The organism is Streptomyces sp. GDS52, from assembly GCF_052246875.1.
Lineage (GTDB): Bacteria > Actinomycetota > Actinomycetes > Streptomycetales > Streptomycetaceae > Streptomyces > Streptomyces cathayae.
This window is the reverse complement of record NZ_CM125966.1, coordinates 2,302,571-2,319,283: the sequence shown is the minus strand read 5'-3', so window position 1 is coordinate 2,319,283 and position 16,713 is coordinate 2,302,571. Positions and strand designations below refer to the sequence as shown.

17 protein-coding genes and 1 tRNA gene are annotated in these 16,713 nt (G+C 72.7%); 11 read left to right on the top strand and 7 right to left on the bottom strand.

The window, feature by feature from the left end; translation table 11 throughout:
* Positions 1 to 17 precede the first annotated feature (17 nt).
* Positions 18 to 1,835: a tetratricopeptide repeat protein gene (locus tag ACTWJ9_RS10365; protein WP_279333947.1), complete on the top strand. Its 1,818-nt coding sequence runs from the start codon at positions 18 to 20 to the stop codon at positions 1,833 to 1,835.
* Between the two features lie 115 nt (positions 1,836 to 1,950).
* Positions 1,951 to 2,024, top strand: a tRNA-Met gene (locus ACTWJ9_RS10360).
* 163 nt (positions 2,025 to 2,187) lie between these two features.
* Here ACTWJ9_RS10360 and ACTWJ9_RS10355 read toward each other — a convergent pair.
* The 3 genes from ACTWJ9_RS10355 to hisN form a co-directional block, all read right to left on the bottom strand.
* Positions 2,188 to 2,604 carry a Fur family transcriptional regulator gene (locus tag ACTWJ9_RS10355; protein ID WP_443295611.1) on the bottom strand — a complete coding sequence of 139 codons (417 nt, stop codon included), beginning with the start codon at positions 2,602 to 2,604 and terminating at the stop codon, positions 2,188 to 2,190.
* Positions 2,605 to 2,832: 228 nt separating this feature from the next.
* Positions 2,833 to 3,237, bottom strand: a complete 405-nt coding sequence (locus tag ACTWJ9_RS10350; RefSeq protein WP_279333945.1) for a CBS domain-containing protein — start codon at positions 3,235 to 3,237, stop codon at positions 2,833 to 2,835.
* Between the two features lie 169 nt (positions 3,238 to 3,406).
* A complete protein-coding gene (gene hisN, locus ACTWJ9_RS10345; RefSeq protein WP_384207811.1) occupies positions 3,407 to 4,207 on the bottom strand; it encodes a histidinol-phosphatase in 801 nt (266 codons plus the stop codon).
* 259 nt (positions 4,208 to 4,466) lie between these two features.
* On the opposite strand from hisN, the gene ACTWJ9_RS10340 reads away from it, so the two are divergent.
* Positions 4,467 to 5,090: a TetR/AcrR family transcriptional regulator gene (locus ACTWJ9_RS10340; RefSeq protein ID WP_279333943.1), complete on the top strand. Its 624-nt coding sequence runs from the start codon at positions 4,467 to 4,469 to the stop codon at positions 5,088 to 5,090.
* A 60-nt stretch (positions 5,091 to 5,150) separates the two neighbouring features.
* On the opposite strand, the gene ACTWJ9_RS10335 is transcribed toward ACTWJ9_RS10340, so the two are convergent.
* The 4 genes from ACTWJ9_RS10335 to ACTWJ9_RS10320 form a co-directional block, all read right to left on the bottom strand.
* A complete protein-coding gene (locus ACTWJ9_RS10335; RefSeq protein WP_279333942.1) occupies positions 5,151 to 5,474 on the bottom strand; it encodes a DMT family transporter in 324 nt (107 codons plus the stop codon).
* A 114-nt stretch (positions 5,475 to 5,588) separates the two neighbouring features.
* Entirely contained in the window at positions 5,589 to 6,599 is a 1,011-nt protein-coding gene (gene rsgA / locus ACTWJ9_RS10330) for a ribosome small subunit-dependent GTPase A (RefSeq protein WP_279333941.1), read from the bottom strand.
* Positions 6,600 to 6,610: 11 nt separating this feature from the next.
* Positions 6,611 to 7,927, bottom strand: a complete 1,317-nt coding sequence (gene aroA / locus ACTWJ9_RS10325; RefSeq protein WP_279333940.1) for a 3-phosphoshikimate 1-carboxyvinyltransferase — start codon at positions 7,925 to 7,927, stop codon at positions 6,611 to 6,613.
* 77 nt (positions 7,928 to 8,004) lie between these two features.
* Complete coding sequence (locus tag ACTWJ9_RS10320) at positions 8,005 to 8,727, bottom strand: M50 family metallopeptidase (RefSeq protein WP_279333939.1); 723 nt, start codon at positions 8,725 to 8,727, stop codon at positions 8,005 to 8,007.
* Between the two features lie 104 nt (positions 8,728 to 8,831).
* Here ACTWJ9_RS10320 and ACTWJ9_RS10315 point away from each other — a divergent pair, with 104 nt between their 5' ends.
* The 8 genes from ACTWJ9_RS10315 (at position 8,832) to def (ending at position 16,540) form a co-directional block, all read left to right on the top strand.
* The gene (locus ACTWJ9_RS10315; protein WP_279333938.1) at positions 8,832 to 9,647 is read left to right on the top strand and encodes an SOS response-associated peptidase; all 816 of its coding nucleotides are present in this window, start codon (positions 8,832 to 8,834) and stop codon (positions 9,645 to 9,647) included.
* A 109-nt stretch (positions 9,648 to 9,756) separates the two neighbouring features.
* Positions 9,757 to 10,455, top strand: coding sequence for an alpha/beta hydrolase family protein (locus tag ACTWJ9_RS10310; protein ID WP_387040115.1), 699 nt, complete (start codon positions 9,757 to 9,759; stop codon positions 10,453 to 10,455).
* A gap of 253 nt (positions 10,456 to 10,708) precedes the next feature.
* Positions 10,709 to 11,404: a sigma-70 family RNA polymerase sigma factor gene (locus tag ACTWJ9_RS10305; RefSeq protein ID WP_279337926.1), complete on the top strand. Its 696-nt coding sequence runs from the start codon at positions 10,709 to 10,711 to the stop codon at positions 11,402 to 11,404.
* On the top strand, positions 11,401 to 11,763 hold the full coding sequence (gene rsrA, locus ACTWJ9_RS10300; protein ID WP_279333936.1) for a mycothiol system anti-sigma-R factor: 363 nt from the start codon (positions 11,401 to 11,403) through the stop codon (positions 11,761 to 11,763). The genes ACTWJ9_RS10305 and rsrA overlap by 4 nt, the downstream gene beginning before the upstream one ends.
* A gap of 209 nt (positions 11,764 to 11,972) precedes the next feature.
* Positions 11,973 to 13,415: an HD-GYP domain-containing protein gene (locus tag ACTWJ9_RS10295; protein WP_387040106.1), complete on the top strand. Its 1,443-nt coding sequence runs from the start codon at positions 11,973 to 11,975 to the stop codon at positions 13,413 to 13,415.
* A complete protein-coding gene (locus ACTWJ9_RS10290; protein WP_279333934.1) occupies positions 13,412 to 14,659 on the top strand; it encodes an HD-GYP domain-containing protein in 1,248 nt (415 codons plus the stop codon). The genes ACTWJ9_RS10295 and ACTWJ9_RS10290 overlap by 4 nt, the downstream gene beginning before the upstream one ends.
* Before the next feature lie 104 nt (positions 14,660 to 14,763).
* A complete protein-coding gene (locus ACTWJ9_RS10285) occupies positions 14,764 to 15,744 on the top strand; it encodes a tetratricopeptide repeat protein (RefSeq protein WP_202277908.1) in 981 nt (326 codons plus the stop codon).
* 145 nt (positions 15,745 to 15,889) lie between these two features.
* On the top strand, positions 15,890 to 16,540 hold the full coding sequence (gene def, locus ACTWJ9_RS10280) for a peptide deformylase (protein ID WP_279333933.1): 651 nt from the start codon (positions 15,890 to 15,892) through the stop codon (positions 16,538 to 16,540).
* The last annotated feature ends 173 nt before the right edge of the window (positions 16,541 to 16,713 follow it).

Genomic DNA, 16,713 nt, shown 5'->3' with positions numbered 1-16,713 from the left:
TTGCGGGTGGTGCGACGATGGACGTTATGGGGGATAGGGCAACTCTGTACGAGACAGGGCGTTTTGAGCAGTCCTCTCTGCGGGAGGAGCCCCGCGACGAGACGGGGGAAGCCGCCGACGAGGCAGCCGAGGAGCTGCGCCGGCGGCTCGCTGCCGAAGCCGGCGACGTGGAGGCGATGAGCGTCCTCGGCGCCATGCTGCTGCGCCGCGGCGACCTCGCCGGAGCCGAGCCCCAGCTGCGTGCCGCCACCGCCGCGGGCGACCGCGCCGCCGCCAACAACCTGGGCGTCCTCCTGTTCCAGCGGGGATACGCGGAGGAGGCCGCTGGATGGTGGCGGATCGCCGCCGTCGCCGGTTCCGCCCCGGCGGCCCACGCACTCGGCCGGCACCACCGCGAGCGCGGTGACGAGCCCGCCGCCGAGTACTGGCTGCGCCAGGCCGCCGAGCAGGACCATGTACTGGGCGCCTACGCACTCGCCGACCTGCTGGAACACCGCGGGGACACGGCCGGGACCGAGCGCTGGATGCGGGCCGCCGCCGAGCGGGGGCACCGGGAGGCCGCCTACCGGCTGGCCAGGGCGCTGGACCGGAAGGCCGCGGAGGAGACCGACGACAGAGGCCACCCGTTAGTGGAGGAGGCCGAGCAGTGGTACCGGCAGGCCGCCGCGCGGGGGCACCGCCGGGCCGCACTGCACCTCGGCGTGATCCTGGAGAGGCGCGGCGAGCTCAAGGAGGCCGGCCGCTGGTATCTGACGTCCGCCAAGGACGGGGAAGCGCGGGCCGCCTGTGCGCTCGGCTTCCTGCTGCGCGACGCCGGAGACACCGACAACGCCGCCGTCTGGTGGCTGCGCGCGGCCCAGAACGGCGACGGCAACGCCGCCAACGCGCTGGGCGCCCTGCACGCCGAGCGCGGCGAGACCCAGACCGCCGAACGCTGGTACCGGGCCGCGATGGACGCGGGCGACGTCAACGGCGCGTACAACCTCGCCCTGCTCTGCGCCGAGCAGGGCCGGACCGGACAGGCCGAGCAGTGGTACCGCCGGGCCGCCTACGCGGGTCACCGCGAGGCGGCCAACGCACTGGCGATCCTGCTGCTGACGGCCGGGGACGAGACGGGTGCGGAGCCCTGGTTCTCCAAGGCCGCGGAGGCGGGGAGCGTGGACGCCGCCTTCAACCTCGGCATTCTGCACGCGGGCCGGGAGGAGAACGCGGCCGCGCTGCGCTGGTACGAGCGGGCGGCGGCCGCCGGGCACACGGAAGCCGCACTCCAGGTCGGCATGGCCCGGTTGCGTGGCGGCGACGAGGGTGAGGCGGAGCGGTTCCTGCGGTGCGCGGCGGGCGGCGGCAGCGCCGAGGCCGCCTACCGCCTGGCCACCGTCCTGGACGCCCGTCGCCCGCCGGAGCCCGCGCACGAACTGGGCGAACCGGTGAGCCGGCGCAGCGAGTGCGAGGAGTGGTACGAACGTGCCGCCTCCCAGGGCCACCGGCGCGCGCAGGTGCGCGTCGGCATGCTCGCCGCGGCCCGCGGTGACGTGGTCGAGGCGGCCCGCTGGTACCGGGAGGCGGCCGAGGCCGGTTCCCGCAACGGCGCCTTCAACCTGGGCCTGCTGCTGGCCCGGGAGGGCAGCGAGCCCGAGGCGGCCGTGTGGTGGGCCCGCGCGGCCGACGCCGGACACGGCCGCGCGGCTCTGCGGCTCGCCCTGGTCTACGCGCGCCGGGGCGAGCTCGTCGAGGGCCAGCGCTGGGCCGACCGTGCGGCGGCGCTGGGCCCGACGGCGGTCACGGAACGAGCGATCCGCCTGCGCGACGCGCTCCGCGAGGAACTGTCCGCGTGACCGCGCACCTCAAGAGATCGCAGCCCTCGGAGACCGCGCACCTCAAGGGCTCACGGCCCCCACCGAAAGGGATTTGCTTCTGTCCGCATCCTTGACGTAACGTTGCATTCATCGCCGCGGGGTGGAGCAGCTCGGTAGCTCGCTGGGCTCATAACCCAGAGGTCGCAGGTTCAAATCCTGTCCCCGCTACTGAAGGCCGAGGGCCGGAATCCGAAAGGGTTCCGGCCCTCGGCGTATGTCCTCGGTCGGGCTCCTGGACGCACCCGAAAGTCCCTCAAGCGCACGAAAGCCCCCGGCGTGCTGCCGGGGGCTTTCGTGCGCGGCTGGGAGAAGGGCGGCGCGGGCCGGGTGCCTACGCCGCGGCGCAGTTCGGGCAGACGCCCCGATACGTCATCTCGACGCTCGAGACCGTGAAGCCGAAGCGCTCGGTGTCGGGGAGGTCGGCCAGCGGGTTGCCCGTCGGGTGCACGTCCCGGATCGCGCCGCACTGCGCGCACACCAGGTGGTGGTGCGGCCGGTGGGCGTTCGGGTCGTAACGCTTGGCTCGTTTGTCCGTGGCGACTTCCACCACCTCACCGAGGGTGACCAGTTCGCCCAAGGTGTTGTAGACGGTCGCCCGGGAGATCTCCGGCAACCTGGTGGCAGCTCTGGCGTGCACCTCGTCGGCTGTCAGATGGACATGATCGCCGTCGAGGACCTCGGCCACCACACGACGCTGTGCGGTCATCCGCCATCCACGTCCGCGCAGTCGTTCCAGAAGGTCGCTCATGGACACCAGCCTAACAGTCGGAGGGACCAGGTCCCGAACAGGTGTGACTTTGGAGCATTGCTTGACTTAGACATTGTCCATTGTAGGATCAGTGCTGGCTTTAGCCAAGGGTGAATACTTCGGCAAGCGGCTGGAAGCCGCGGTCCAGGCCCTGCGCGGCTGATTCCAGCGCTGGACCGCTTGCCGTTGCGACGGGCCGGGCCCCCTTCAGGGGGCCCGGCCCGTCGGTTATGCCGGTGTGTGCCGGGCGGCCTGTCGTCGTACGGGAGCCCAGCAGCGGATGATGTCGCGGACCGAGACGATGCCGATGGGCTCGTCCCGCTCCAGGACGATCAGATGGCGGAAGCCGCCCCGTGTCATGGCGTGCGCGGCGTCCTCGAGCGTCCAGGACGGGGCGGCGAAGACGACGTCGGTCGTGGTGTGGGAGTGGGCGTGCTCGGAGTCCGGGTCCTGACCCAGCCCCAGGGAGTCGAGGATGTCGCGTTCGGTGAGAATGCCGATGCCGGTGCCGTCGGGGTCGAGGACCACGGCCGCGCCGACGCGGCGGGTGGACATCAGGGTGGCGGCCTGGCGGAGTGTGTGAGCGGGGCCGATGGTGAGGACCACCGTGCTCATGGCGTCGCGGACGAGCATGGGATGGAGCCACCTCCTACCGGAAACCGTGCCGGCGGACCTTGGGCCGATCCGCTAGTTCACGGTTTCACAAGTTCACAAGTGGGGGGACCCTCACAGTCGCAGGCAAAGCGGGAGCCAACAAGAGGGCGTGTGCGGCGCAACGGGGGGCGTGCCCTCGGACCGGACGTCAGTAGCGCTGGTTGAGATAGCCCAGCAGTTCGTCGTGCAGCAACCCGTTCGAGGCGGCGGCGTTGCCGCTGTGCGGTCCGGGACGACCGTCGAGTCCGGTGAAGCTGCCGCCGGCCTCGGTGACCACGATCGCGGTGGCCGCCATGTCCCAGAGGGACAGCTCCGGTTCCGCGCACATGTCCACCGACCCCTCGGCGACCATCATGTACGGCCAGAAGTCGCCGTACGCGCGCGTGCGCCACACCTCGCGGGTGAGGTCGAGGAAGCCGTCCAGGCGCCCCTGCTCCTCCCAGCCGCTGAGCGAGGAGTACGCGAAGGAGGCGTCGGAGAGCTTGGAGACCCCGGACACCTGGAGCCGGGAGGCCTGGGACAGGCTGCGGCCGGTGAAGGCGCCGTGACCCTGCGCGGCCCACCAGCGGCGGCCCAGGGCGGGAGCCGAGACCAGCCCGACGACGGGCTGGAAGCCCCCCTCTCCGGCCTCCATCAGGGCGATCAGCGTGGCCCAGACCGGGACGCCGCGCACGTAGTTCTTGGTGCCGTCGATCGGATCGATCACCCAGCGTCGCGGGCCCGTGCCCTCCACCCCGTACTCCTCGCCGAGGACCGCGTCCCTCGGACGGGCACGCTTCAGGTGGCCGCGGATGATGTCCTCCGCGCCCTTGTCCGCCTCGGTCACCGGCGTCATGTCCGGTTTGGTCTCCACCTTGAGGTCGAGGGCCTTGAACCGGTCCATCGTCGCGGCGTCGGCGGCGTCCGCGAGGACGTGGGCGAGACGCAGGTCGTCAAGGTAGTCGGGCATGCGAGAACCGTATCCGCCGAGGTGGGGCCGGGGCTACCTCGGGTTCGCGGGCTGTGCGCCCGCTGTGCGCCGCTGTGTGCGGATCGCGCGCGGGGAGTGCGCGGGTCGCCTACGCCCCGCGCGCGATCCACGTATGCGCCGGGCGGCCGGGACACCTCCCGCGGCACCACGAACTCCACACCCCACGCGAACCCTTGACAGTGCCCGGCGGCGCGTCAAATCTGAAGCGCAGAGCCGCTCGCCCGCCCCGAGGGAGGCGATGATGCCCGCAGCGCGGGAATCTCTGCTGGACGCCGCTTACGCGGCACTCACGCGTCGCCCGTGGTCCGCGGTGCGGATGGTGGACGTGGCCGCGGCCGCCGGGGTGTCCCGGCAGACCCTCTACAACGAGTTCGGCAGCAAGGACGGACTCGCCAGGGCCCTGGTCCGCCGGGAGGCCGACGGCTACCTCGCCGGCTTCGACCGTGCCCTCACCGTCCACCACGACCCCCGTGACCCCCGCGACCGGCTCACCGCGGCTGCCGAGTGGACCGTCGCCGCGGCCGCCGGGAACGCCCTGGTCCGCGCCCTGCTCACCGGCTGCTGGAGCGAGCGACTGCCCTCCCCGACCCTGGTGCGGATCCGGTCCGGCTCCGCCGTGCCCGCCCAGCGCCGCGCCGACGGCCCGCTGCCCTCGCCCGCCGACCTGGTGGCCCTCGTCCGCGACCGAGCCGTGGCCGTCCTGGCCGGCCCCGGGGTGCCCAGAACCGACACCGCCGAACTGGCCCGCTCCTGCGAGCTGGTGGTACGCCTGGCTCTGTCCTGTGTCGCCGCACCGCCGCCGACCGAGGGCGGCATCGCCGACCTGGTCCGCAGGGCCCTGAGCCGTCAGCCGATGCCGTAGCGAAGCGTGCGCCGCGTGCGGCACACGCGGCGCATGCTCATGAGAGTCGGCGTTCCGCGCTCACCGCGCCGATCCCGACAGCTGCAGTCCGATCACTCCGATGATCACGAGGGAGATCGACACGATCTTCAGCGTCGACACCAGGTCCCCCAGGAACACCATCCCGTAGATCGCCGTCCCCGCCGCCCCGATCCCTGTCCACACGGCGTACGCCGGCCCGACGTCGAGCTTCTTCAGGGCCAGGGTCAGCAGGCCGAAGCTGCCCAGCGCGAACGCGCAGAAGGCGACCGTCGGCCACAGCCGGGTGAAACCGTGGGACAGCTTCAGGCACACGGCGAACCCGGTCTCCAGCAACCCGGCCACCACGACCATGAGCCACGCCATGTGTCGTCCTCCCGTTGTCCCGTCAGTGGCCGTTTCGCCGGATTCGACGGCTTCGGATCCGACTCGGTGCGATTATGCACTTACCGTCCGCAGGCCATGACAAACACGCGAGGGTCAGTCGCCTTCCGTGCGCTCCCGCGTCGCCAGCAGCCTCCGCAGTGAGTACAGACGCGCCGGGCCCGCGTGCCCCTCGGCGACCCAGGCGTCCAGCGCGCAGTCCGGTTCGTCGTGACTGCACGCGCGAGGACAGCCCTCCGTACCCGGCTCCAGATCGGGGAAGGCGTGGATGACCCGGGACGGATCGACATGGGCGAGGCCGAACGACCGCACCCCGGGGGTGTCGACCACCCATCCCTCCGCACCCGACAGGGGCAGTGCCAGTGCGGACGTCGTCGTATGGCGCCCGCGCCCCGTCACCGCGTTGACGTGCCCGGTCGAACGCCGCCGTTCCTCCGGCACCAGCGCGTTCACCAGCGTCGTCTTACCGACCCCGGAGTGCCCCACGAACGCCGTGATCCGGCCCTCCAACTGCTCCCGCACCCGGTCGGCCGCCGCGCCGCTCTCCAGTTCCGCCCGGTTGGTGACGACGTACGGGATGTCGAGGTCGCCGTACAGCTCCAGCAGCTTGTCGGGCGGGGCGAGGTCCGACTTGGTCAGCACCAGCAGCGGGGTCAGCCCGCCGTCGTACGCCGCGACCAGACAGCGGTCGATCAGGCGCGGGCGGGGCTCGGGGTCGGCGAGGGCGGTGACGACGGCCAGCTGGTCGGCGTTGGCGACGACGACCCGCTCGTAGGGGTCGTCGTCGTCCGCGGTACGGCGCAGTACCGACGTCCGCGCGGCGATGCGGACGATCCGCGCGAGGGTGTCCTTCCTGCCCGAGAGGTCGCCGACGATCGCCACCCGGTCACCGACCACCGCCGCCTTGCGGCCCAGCTCCCGGGCCTTCATGGCGAGCACGATCCGGTCCTCGACGAGGCAGGTCAGCCGGCCCCGGTCGACGGTGAGGACCAGGCCCTCCGCGGCGTCCTCGTGCTTGGGCCGGATGTGGGTGCGCGGCCGGTTGCCCTTGCGGTTCGGGCGGGAGCGGATGTCGTCCTCGTCGGTGTGCTTGCCGTAGCGGCGCATCGTCTGCGTTCCTATGCCCCGAGCATCCCGGTCCACAGGTCGGGGAAGTCCGGCATGGTCTTCGCCGTCGTCGCCACGTTCTCGATCCGCACGCCCTCCACGGCGAGGCCGATGACCGCGCCGGCGGTCGCCATGCGGTGGTCCTCGTAGGTGTGGAAGACACCGCCGTGCAGCGGGCGGGGGCGGATGTGCAGACCGTCGGCGGTCTCGGTGACGTCGCCGCCGAGCTCGTTGATCTCCTTGGTGAGCGCGGCCAGGCGGTCCGTCTCGTGCAGCCGGAGGTGGGCCACACCGCGCAGGGTGGACGGCGAGTCCGCGAGCGCCGCGACGGCGGCGACACCCGGCGCCAGCTCGCCGACGTCGCCGAGGTCCACGTCGATGCCGTGCACCGATCCGGAACCGGTGAACACGAGCCCGTACTCGGTCAGCTCGCAGGAACCGCCCATCTCGGTGAAGATCTCCCGCAGCCTGTCACCGCCCTGGGTGGTGCGGGCGGGCCAGTCCGGGACGACGACCCGGCCGCCGGTCACCAGGGCCGCCGCGAGGAACGGCTGCGCGTTGGACAGGTCCGGCTCGATCGTCAGGTCCCGGCCGAGCAGGGCCCCCGGGGTGACCCGCCAGACGTCGGGCTCACCGCCCGACTCGGGGCTGTCCACCTGGGCGCCCACCGCGCGGAGCATGTCGACGGTCATCCGGATGTGCGGCACGGAGGGGAGCGTCGAACCGGTGTGCCGGACCTCGACGCCCTGGTTGAAGCGCGGCGCGGACAGCAGCAGGGCACTGACGAACTGCGACGACGAGGACGCGTCCACCGACACGGTGCCGCCGTCCAGGGCACCGCCGCCGTGCACGGTCAGCGGCAGCGTGCCGCGGCCGTCGTCGTCGATCCGGGCCCCGAGGTGACGCAGCGCGTCGATGACGCCGTTCAGCGGGCGCTCGTAGGAACGGGGGTCGCCGTCGAAACGGACGGGACCGTCGGCGAGGGCGGCGACCGGAGGGAGGAACCGCATCACCGTGCCGGCGTTGCCGACATCGACGGTGGCCGGGCCGCGCAGGCCCGTGGGCAGCACCCGCCAGGCCTCCCCGGTGCCGTCGGGGCCCACCCCCTCCTCGATCTCGATGCCCATGGCCCGCAGCGCGTCCGCCATCAGCAGCGTGTCGCGGGAGCGGAGCGGACGGCGCAGCCAGCCGGGCTCGGAGGCGAGGGCGGCGAGCACGAGGGCACGGTTGGTGACCGACTTCGACCCGGGCACGTGGACCGTCGCGTCGACGGCTCCGCTCGCGTGCGGGGCGGGCCAAAGGGCGGTGTGCGCAGGGTTAGCGGTCATGCGCCCCACTTTAGTGGGGGTCCTGTCCGCCGGGCGTGCCCGGTACCTGCGGGTCGGGTTCCCCGGCACCGCCGGCGTCACAGCCCCAGCAGCCACCGCCCCCCGCCGAGCAGCGCAGACAGCGACACGGCGTGGAACAGGAACAGCCACAGCCCCGCCGGTACGTGCGTCAGCCGGGACAACTGGTCCGCATCCGAGTCCCCCGCACCCCCGCGCGCCCGCTTCGCCTGGAGTTCGAAGGCCGGACGCACCCCGCCGAGCAGCAGGAACCACACCACGGCGTACGCGAACGCCGCCTGCACCTGGGGGCCCGCCACCCAGGACACCAGGACGAAGGTGCCGCCGGTCACCAGCACCGTCAACGCCCCGTACGCATTGCGGATCATCACCAGCATCGCCAGCAGCAACAGCGTGGCCAGCCACAGCAGCAGGGTGATGCGACCGGTGCCCAGCAGCGCCGCGCCGCCGAGCCCCAGCAGCGGGGGAGCGGTGTAGCCGGCCACGGCGGTGAGGATCATGCCGATGCCGGTCGGCTTGCCGCGGCTGACGGTCAGGCCGCTGGTGTCCGAGTGGAGACGTATCCCCGTGAGCGTGCGGCCGGTGAGCAGGGCCACGAGGCCGTGGCCGCCCTCGTGGGCGATGGTGATGGCGTTGCGGGAGAGCCGCCACAGCCCGTGCGGTGTGACGACGACGAGCGCGGCGGCCAGTGTGGCGATCACCACCCACAGATCCGGGTCGGGCTGGGTGCCGGACACCTCGTCCCAGAGCGAGGCGAACGAGGCGGATGCGGTGCTGTCCATGGACGGTGGGGGCTCCTCGGGATCGCGGACCGGAGGGGGCGGCGCGGAGCGCCTCGTTGAGGGGTGGTGGCCGGGAGACGGGCGGGCCTGGCAGTGTTGCACGTATGTGCGGACGGTATGCAGCGAGTCGCAGGCCCGAGGAGCTCGTGGAGATCTTCGGGATCCAGAAGTGGGAGCCGGAGGAGACCCTGGAGCCCGACTACAACGTGGCCCCCACCAAAGAGGTCTTCGCCGTCCTGGACCGCGTGGTGAAGGACGCGGAGGACCCGCGGCCGGTTCGGCAGCTGCGGAAGCTGAAATGGGGCCTCGTGCCGTCCTGGGCCAAGACGCCCGAGGGCGGGGCCCGGATGATCAACGCACGCGCGGAGACCGTGCACGAGAAGCCGTCCTACCGCCGCGCCTTCGCCACCCGCCGCTGCATCCTGCCCGCCGACGGCTACTACGAGTGGGTCACCGGCACGCAGGAGCGGGAGCTGGAGGTCGAGGGCAAGAAGAAGCGCCCCCGCAAGCAGCCGTACTTCGTGACGCCGGCCGACGGCTCGGTGTTCGCGATGGCCGGACTGTACGAGTTCTGGCGGGACCGGACCCTGCCGGACGACCACCCGCGGGCCTGGTGGGTGACGTGCTCCGTCATCACCACCGAGGCGGAGAGCACACCGCTCGCGGTGCCCCCGGCGGAAGGCCCGCAGGCCCTGGCCGACATCCACCCCCGGATGCCGCTGATGCTCACGCCGGACCGATGGGACGCCTGGCTGGATCCCTCCCGGACCGACACCGAGGAGCTGCGCGGGCTGCTTGCCCCGCCGCCCTCCGGTCTGATGCGCGCCTTCCCGGTCTCCACGGCGGTCAGCAGCGTCCGCAACAACGGCCCGGAGCTGCTGAACGAACTGGCCGCACCGGAAGAGGGCACACTCTTCTGATGTGACGAACGTGAACGAGGAGCCTTCAGTCGAGGCCGTCGAGGCCGTCGAGGCCGTCGAGGCGGTCGAAGCCACCGAGGCCGTCGAGACGGGGGTTGGTCCCGCCCGCATCACCTGGCACCCCGCCCGGCGCGTCCCACGCCTCGTCCTCGCGCTGGGCCACGGTGCCGGCGGCGGCATCGAGGCGCGCGACCTGAAGGCCCTGGCCGCAGTGCTCCCCGCGCACGGCGTGACCGTGGCCCTGGTGGAGCAGCCCTGGCGGGTGGCCGGAAAGAAGGTGGCGCCCGCACCGAAGACCCTGGACCTCGCCTGGCGGGACATCTGGCCCGCGCTGACGAAGCCGGGTCTGCCGGTGATCTCGGGCGGGCGCAGCGCCGGGGCCCGCGTCGCCTGCCGCACGGCCGGTGAACTGGGCGCCCATGCCGTACTCGCCCTCAGCTTCCCCCTGCACCCGCCGGGCAGGCCCGAGAAGTCCCGCGCCGGGGAACTGCTCGGCGCCGCGGTCCCCACCCTCGTCGTCCAGGGTGGCAACGACCCGTTCGGCAGGCCCGGGGAGTTCCCCGAGTACGGGAGGGGCCGCGCGTCGGGGGTCCCCCCGGGCGTTCAGCTCCGGGGGAGCGCCGGTGCGAGGGCGGTGGTGGGAGACGGGTGGGCGTACGAACTGGTCGAGGTGGCCCACGGTGACCACGGCCTCGCCGTTCCCCAGCGGGCGGACATCACGCAGGACGAGGCCCTGACGGTCGTCACCGACGCGGTCGTGCGGTGGGTCGCCGAACTCGGACGGCGGCGGCCCGGCCCTCTCGGGTAAAGCTTCGGGAATGTCCCGGCCCTCCACGCTGTTGACCCCGACATATCCGCCGGTCACCGGCACCGACGTCGTAGGAGAGGGAGTCCGCCGCATGGGGTCGACGTATTGCCCGAGGCGCAGCAGCCGTGCCGACCTGGACTGGACGGTGCTGCACGCGGCCAGGACCGCCCCTGTTCGGGCGGCGGACGGACCGGATCGTCGTCTATCCTCCGATTCGAGTGGGGCCGTTTTGGGTCGCACGACTCTGGAGGAGGTGGGTCCGGTTCCCGGTACCGGCGCAGGGACCGAACACGGCCAGGCGGAGCAGCCCGAGGGCCGGGGCGGCAGGGGCGAGAAGAGCACGGAATCGCCCGCGGAGCGCAACGCGCGCTTCGAGCGGGACGCCCTCGAGTTCCTCGACCAGATGTACTCGGCCGCACTGCGCATGACGCGCAACCCGGCGGACGCCGAGGACCTGGTCCAGGAGACGTATGCCAAGGCGTACGCGTCCTTCCACCAGTTCCGCGAAGGCACGAACCTCAAGGCGTGGCTGTACCGGATCCTCACCAACACCTTCATCAACTCGTACCGCAAGAAGCAGCGTGAACCGCAGCGCAGCGGCGCCGAGGAGATCGAGGACTGGCAGATCGCGCGTGCCGCGTCGCACATGTCGACCGGTCTGCGCTCGGCGGAGTCGCAGGCGCTCGACCACCTGCCCGACTCGGACGTCAAGGAAGCGCTCCAGGCGATTCCCGAGGAGTTCCGCATCGCCGTGTATCTCGCGGACGTCGAGGGCTTTGCCTACAAGGAGATCGCCGACATCATGGGCACACCCATCGGTACCGTGATGTCCCGGCTGCACCGTGGTCGCCGCCAACTGCGCGGCATGCTCGAGGACTACGCGCGCGAGCGCGGACTGGTCCCGGCGGGCGCCGGACAGTCGAACGAAGCGAAAGGCTCGGGGTCATGAGCTGCGGAGAGCCGCATGAGACGGATTGCAGCGAGATCCTCGACCATCTCTATGAGTTCCTCGACCGTGAGATGCCGGACGCCGACTGCGTGAAGTTCGAGCACCACTTCGAGGAATGCTCGCCGTGCCTCGAGAAGTACGGACTCGAGCAAGCGGTGAAGAAGCTGGTCAAGCGGTGCTGCGGGCATGACGACGTACCGGGCGACCTGCGCTCCAAGGTCATGGGCCGGCTCGACCTGATCCGCTCCGGTCAGGCCGTTCCCGATCAGGACGTCACGGCTTCCCCGGCTTCACCGGGCCAGGCCCCCCAGGTGGCCGAGCCGTCCCAGGCCCCGCAGGCCACGCCGCAGGAGTCCTGAGACCGAGCCGATCGGTCGTACGGCCGTCCGGCTCTTGCCGACCTGGAAACCGTTCCCCGAAAAAGTCCCCCGAAAGGGGAGCGGCGTCACCCGTACGTGCTAATCCGCAGGCCCAGGGCCCGCGGAGGCGTCGTTCACCCCCTTAGGCTCCGGAACCTGACGTACGGCAGGCCGTCGAGCGCGACAGGCACGGTCGGGGGGAGGGGCTCATGGAGGCGTTACCGACGCGGGCCCGCGTGTATGTGGCCGGTGTCGCCGCAGCGGGCCTGCTCTGTCTGCTGTCGCCGCACGTCGCGCAGATCGTGCACGGCCTGCAGATGCCGCACGTCCCCTGGCGTGAACTCGCCTCGCTCGCCGTGCTGTACGCGTGCTGTGAGTACCTCGTCCGGTCCCGGTACCTCGGTGTCCCGAATCCGGGCGGCACCTTCCACCCCGTGCTGCTGGCCGCGGCCTTCCTGCTGCCGCCGTCCGCTGCCGCGCTGGTCGCACTGCCCGGTGCGCTGCTCACTCCGGTGGAGCGGCGGCCGCTCCTCGCGCGGCGGATCTGGCGGGCCGGTCAGCTGACGCTCGCCGTGTGGGCCGCGAGCCGGGCGTACCAGGCGGCCGGCGGCCGGGACGCGGTCGCGGCCGGTGACGTGCCGGCGGCGCTGGGCGCGGTCGGCGCCTCGGTGCTGGTGTTCTGCCTGCTCCTCACCCTGCTGGACCACGGCATCGTGGCGCTCACGGCCGGCGTGCCGCTGTGGCGCGGGAGGCCGGCCTCCCGGCCGGCCACCTGGCGGCGGCTGTTCCTGCGGTCGCTCGCGCCGATCACCGTGCACGGGCTCGCCGGACTGATGATGGCCCTGCTGTGGCGCAGCCCCTACGGGCCGGTGGCCGCGCTGCTCGTACTGCTGCCGATGTGCGTCTCGTGGTGGGCGTTCGCCCAGTACCACCGGGAGCGGGCCGCCCACCAGGCGACGATCCGCGCGCTCGTGCAGGCCGTCGACATCAAGGACGGGTACACGCGCGGGCACAGCGAGCGGGTCGGGCAGGCCTCCACGATGATCGCGCGTGAGCTCGGCATGGACGACGAACGGACCGAGGTGCTGCGCTTCGCGGGCATCCTGCACGATGTCGGCAAGCTCGGTGTGCCCACCCGGCTGCTCACCAAGAACGGACCGCTGACCCCCGAGGAGCGGCGGGTGATCGAACTGCACCCCGAGTACGGGCACGAGATGGTGCGGGGCATCTCCTTCCTGGGGGAGGCCCGCGCGGCGGTGCTGCACCATCACGAGCGGCTGGACGGCAGCGGCTACCCCTACGGGCTGGCGGGCGGTCAGATCCCGGAGTCCGCGCGGGTGGTGGCCGTCGCCGACGCCTTCGACGCGATGACCTCCACCCGGTCCTACAGCAGGGCCCGGCCGGTGCCCGTGGCGCTGGAGGAGCTCCAGCGGTGTGCGGGCGCCCACTTCGACCCGCGCATGGTGGAAGCGCTGGTACGGGTGATCGGCCGGGCCGGCTGGCATCCCGCGGTGACGGCCGAGGACGTCCGGTCCTCCGGCCCGTCCGCTCCCGCACCGGCCCCCGACCCCGCCCCCGGTCCCACCGGCCCCGACCCTGTCGCCCCCGACCCCGCCGGGCCCGTCGCCGATCAGCCCCGGGCCCGCCGATGAGCCTCCGGCTGCACACCCTCGTGCACGCATGCGCCGTCGTGCTCGCCGCCGGCTGTCTCGGCGCCACCCTGTGGAACGGAATCGCGGAACGCGGCATCGCCCTCGCCTTCGGGGTGCTCGTCGCCGTCGGCGAACTCACCCGGCACAACGGGCCGCGAGTCCGGCAGACCGCACCGCTCGCCGCCGCCGGGGCACTGGCGTACGCGCTGCTCGGTGAGGCCGGCGGGAGGCCCACCCACCACGACGCGGCCCAGATCGTCACGGTGGTCCTCGCCGGCTCCCTGCTCGGCAGCGTGCCGCACGTCGGGCGCGGCCCCGGTCCCGCCCGCGACCACCTGGCCCGCCGGACGCTCACCGTCGGGTTCGTCGCCGTGTGCTTCCAGCCCCTCTACGCCCGCGGGACGTTCGACGACTGGGGCGGTTCCGCCCACGCGCTGCTGCTGCTCGCCCTGCTGTCCCTGTCCACGCTCTGCGACGCCGTGCTCGCCGCCGCGCTGGCCCACTCCCGCACCGGCTGGCCCTTCCCGCCGGTGCTGCGTGACGAACTGCGGGCCCTGCCCGGCATCGGGGCCGCCGTCGTCGCGACGGGCGCGGTGATGGCACTCGGCGTCGCGGTCGTGGGACTGTGGGCGCTGCCCCTCCTGTCCGTGCCGCTGCTGCTCGCCCAGCTGTCCTACCGCCGGTACGCCGCCGTCCGGGCGACCTACCGGCAGACCATCACCTCCCTCGCCCGGGCCACCGAGATCGCCGGCTGCACCCCGGCCGGGCACGCCCGCAGGGTCGCCGAACTCAGCCAGTCGGTGGGCCGGGACCTGGGGCTGACCGAACCCGAGCTGACGGTCCTGGAGTACGCCGCCCTGATGCACGACATCGGCCAGCTCAGCCTCGTCGACCCGGTGCCCGTGGGCGCCACCGCCGCCCTGCCCGTCCCGGAACAGCGGCGGATCGCCCTCCTCGGCGGCGCGGTGGTCCGCCAGACCGGGGTGGACCCGCGGGTGGCGGGGATCGTGGAGCGGCAGGCCGATCCCCACCGGGAGCAGCCGCTGGCCGCGCGGATCGTCCGGGTGGTGAACGCGTACGACGAGAAGTCCCGGACAGGAGGGCCCGGCGGGCCGCTCACGGCACTGGAGGAACTGCGGCTGGGCGCCGGGGAGTACGCGCCCCAGGTCGTCGAGTCGCTGGCCCGGGTGCTGTCCCGGGAGACCCGGGAACGGGACGGTCTTACCCGGCCCGGGGCTGGGTAACCCATGGGTAATGAGCGCCGTTCCGGCCGTACGTGGTTGGATGCGAAGGAGACGGTGTCCGGGGGGCTAGGCCGCCCACCGAACGGAACTGGCAGGCGGGAATCGTGAGGATCTTCGGCAAGGGACGGAACCGGCCCTCCGCCTCCTGGCGGCAGGCCACGGACCGCGCGTTCACACTCATCGGCGACGGCCGGTACGAGGACGCGGGCGCGCTGCTGACTCGGGCCGCCGATCTGGAACCCTGGCTGTCGGAGTCCTGGTTCAACCTCGCGTTGCTGCACAAGTTCCGGCACGACTGGGAGCAGGCACGGGCGGCGGGCCTCAGGGCCGTCGCGCTGCTCGACCGGGACACCGGGGCACCCGACTGGTGGAACGTCGGGATCGCCGCCACCGCCCTGCAGGACTGGCCGCTGGCCCGCCGCGCCTGGCAGGCCTACGGGCTCCGGGTGCCCGGGAGCCCCACCGGCTCGGGTGAGCCGCTCGGCATGGACCTGGGCAGTGCGGCCGTACGGCTGTCCCCGGAGGGGGAGGCCGAGGTCGTCTGGGGGCGGCGGCTGGACCCCGCGCGGATCGAGGTGCTGTCCATTCCGCTGCCGTCCTCCGGCCGCCGCTGGGGCGAGGTCGTCCTGCACGACGGGGTGCCGCACGGCGAGCGGAGCACGGCCGCCGGACACACCTACCCGGTGTTCGACGAGATCGAGCTGTGGGCGCCCTCCCCCGTGCCGACCTGGGTGGTCCTGCTGGAGGCCGCCGGAGAGGCCGACCGGGACGCCCTGGAGCAGCTGGCCGCGGACGCGGGGTTCGCCGCCGAGGACTGGTCGTCCTCGGTGCGGCTGCTGTGCCGGATGTGCTCGGAGTCCCGGATGCCCTCCGACGAGGGCGAGGGCGAGCACCTCGACCCGCACGACCACAGTGAGCCCGGGCACCCCGGGCCGCTCGGCCACCGCACCGACGGGCAGCTGTGGGTGCCGGAGCGGGAGTGCGGGCTCGCCGCGCCCGCCTCGCTGGTCCGCGGCCTGCTGGACGGCTGGGTCGCGGACAGCCCGGACTCACGCGACTGGCGGGACCTGGAAGAGGTCTGCTAGGCCGATCGCCGGGTCCGCGCGCCGGGCGCGGACAAACACCGTGCACCGGGTCCGGCGGAGCGGGCACCGGGCCCGGTGGGGCGGCCGGTCACCGTACCCTGTATCAGCAGCACCCCCATGTTTTCCAGGAAGGCGTACGTCGGTCATGGCTCAGCAGGACACCGATCAGCAGCACGCGGGCGTGCTCCCCGTCGACGACGAGGGGTACGTCATCGACACGGAGGACTGCGCCGAGCGCGAGGCCGCCTGGGTCGAGCGAGGCACCTCGCGACCGATCACCGTGGTCGGCAACCCGGTGCTGCACAAGGAGTGCAGGGACGTCACCGACTTCGGCCCCGAACTCCAGCAGCTGGTCGCGGACATGTTCGCCAGCCAGCGCACCGCGGAGGGCGTGGGGCTGGCCGCGAACCAGATCGGCGTCGACCTGAAGGTCTTCGTCTACGACTGCCCGGATGACGAGGGCGTGCGCCACGCCGGAGTGGTCTGCAACCCCGAGCTGGTCGAACTGCCCGCCGAGCAGCGCCGGCTGGACGACACCAACGAGGGCTGCCTGTCGGTGCCCACCGCGTACGCTCCGCTGGCCCGGCCCGACTACGCCGAGGTGACCGGTCAGGACGAGCGGGGCAACCCGGTCAAGGTGCGCGGCACCGGCTACTTCGCACGGTGTCTGCAGCACGAGACCGACCACCTCTACGGCTACCTCTACATCGACCGGCTGTCCAAGCGGGAACGCAAGGACGCGCTGCGGCAGATGGCCGAGAACGAGCCGCGCTACCCCGTGGTCGCCAACGACTGACCGCCGGGGCCCTCGCCCTCCTCTGGAGTCCGGTGGCCCCTGTCGCCGCTCAAGGCCCCACGGGGCACCGGCCTCCCCTGCGCACGGCGTCCGGTCCGGATTCCCTTCCGGACCGGACGCCGTTCGTTTTTCCGTCACATGTTCGACTCCTCGACGGGTCATCAACCCTGAAA

Excerpts from the sequence above, each read along its gene's own strand:
- ACTWJ9_RS10315 (WP_279333938.1), top strand. The coding sequence starts at position 8,832 with ATGTGCGGACGGTATGCAGCGAGTCGCAGGCCCGAGGAGCTCGTGGAG.
- ACTWJ9_RS10365 (WP_279333947.1), top strand. The coding sequence starts at position 18 with ATGGACGTTATGGGGGATAGGGCAACTCTGTACGAGACAGGGCGTTTT.
- hisN (WP_384207811.1), bottom strand. The coding sequence starts at position 4,207 with ATGCCCGACTACCTTGACGACCTGCGTCTCGCCCACGTCCTCGCGGAC.
- aroA (WP_279333940.1), bottom strand. The coding sequence starts at position 7,927 with ATGACCGCTAACCCTGCGCACACCGCCCTTTGGCCCGCCCCGCACGCG.
- rsrA (WP_279333936.1), top strand. The coding sequence starts at position 11,401 with ATGAGCTGCGGAGAGCCGCATGAGACGGATTGCAGCGAGATCCTCGAC.
- ACTWJ9_RS10290 (WP_279333934.1), top strand. The coding sequence starts at position 13,412 with ATGAGCCTCCGGCTGCACACCCTCGTGCACGCATGCGCCGTCGTGCTC.
- ACTWJ9_RS10350 (WP_279333945.1), bottom strand. The coding sequence starts at position 3,237 with ATGCTCGTCCGCGACGCCATGAGCACGGTGGTCCTCACCATCGGCCCC.
- ACTWJ9_RS10335 (WP_279333942.1), bottom strand. The coding sequence starts at position 5,474 with ATGGCGTGGCTCATGGTCGTGGTGGCCGGGTTGCTGGAGACCGGGTTC.
- ACTWJ9_RS10355 (WP_443295611.1), bottom strand. The coding sequence starts at position 2,604 with ATGAGCGACCTTCTGGAACGACTGCGCGGACGTGGATGGCGGATGACC.
- ACTWJ9_RS10295 (WP_387040106.1), top strand. The coding sequence starts at position 11,973 with ATGGAGGCGTTACCGACGCGGGCCCGCGTGTATGTGGCCGGTGTCGCC.
- ACTWJ9_RS10340 (WP_279333943.1), top strand. The coding sequence starts at position 4,467 with ATGATGCCCGCAGCGCGGGAATCTCTGCTGGACGCCGCTTACGCGGCA.
- rsgA (WP_279333941.1), bottom strand. The coding sequence starts at position 6,599 with ATGCGCCGCTACGGCAAGCACACCGACGAGGACGACATCCGCTCCCGC.
- def (WP_279333933.1), top strand. The coding sequence starts at position 15,890 with ATGGCTCAGCAGGACACCGATCAGCAGCACGCGGGCGTGCTCCCCGTC.
- ACTWJ9_RS10320 (WP_279333939.1), bottom strand. The coding sequence starts at position 8,727 with ATGGACAGCACCGCATCCGCCTCGTTCGCCTCGCTCTGGGACGAGGTG.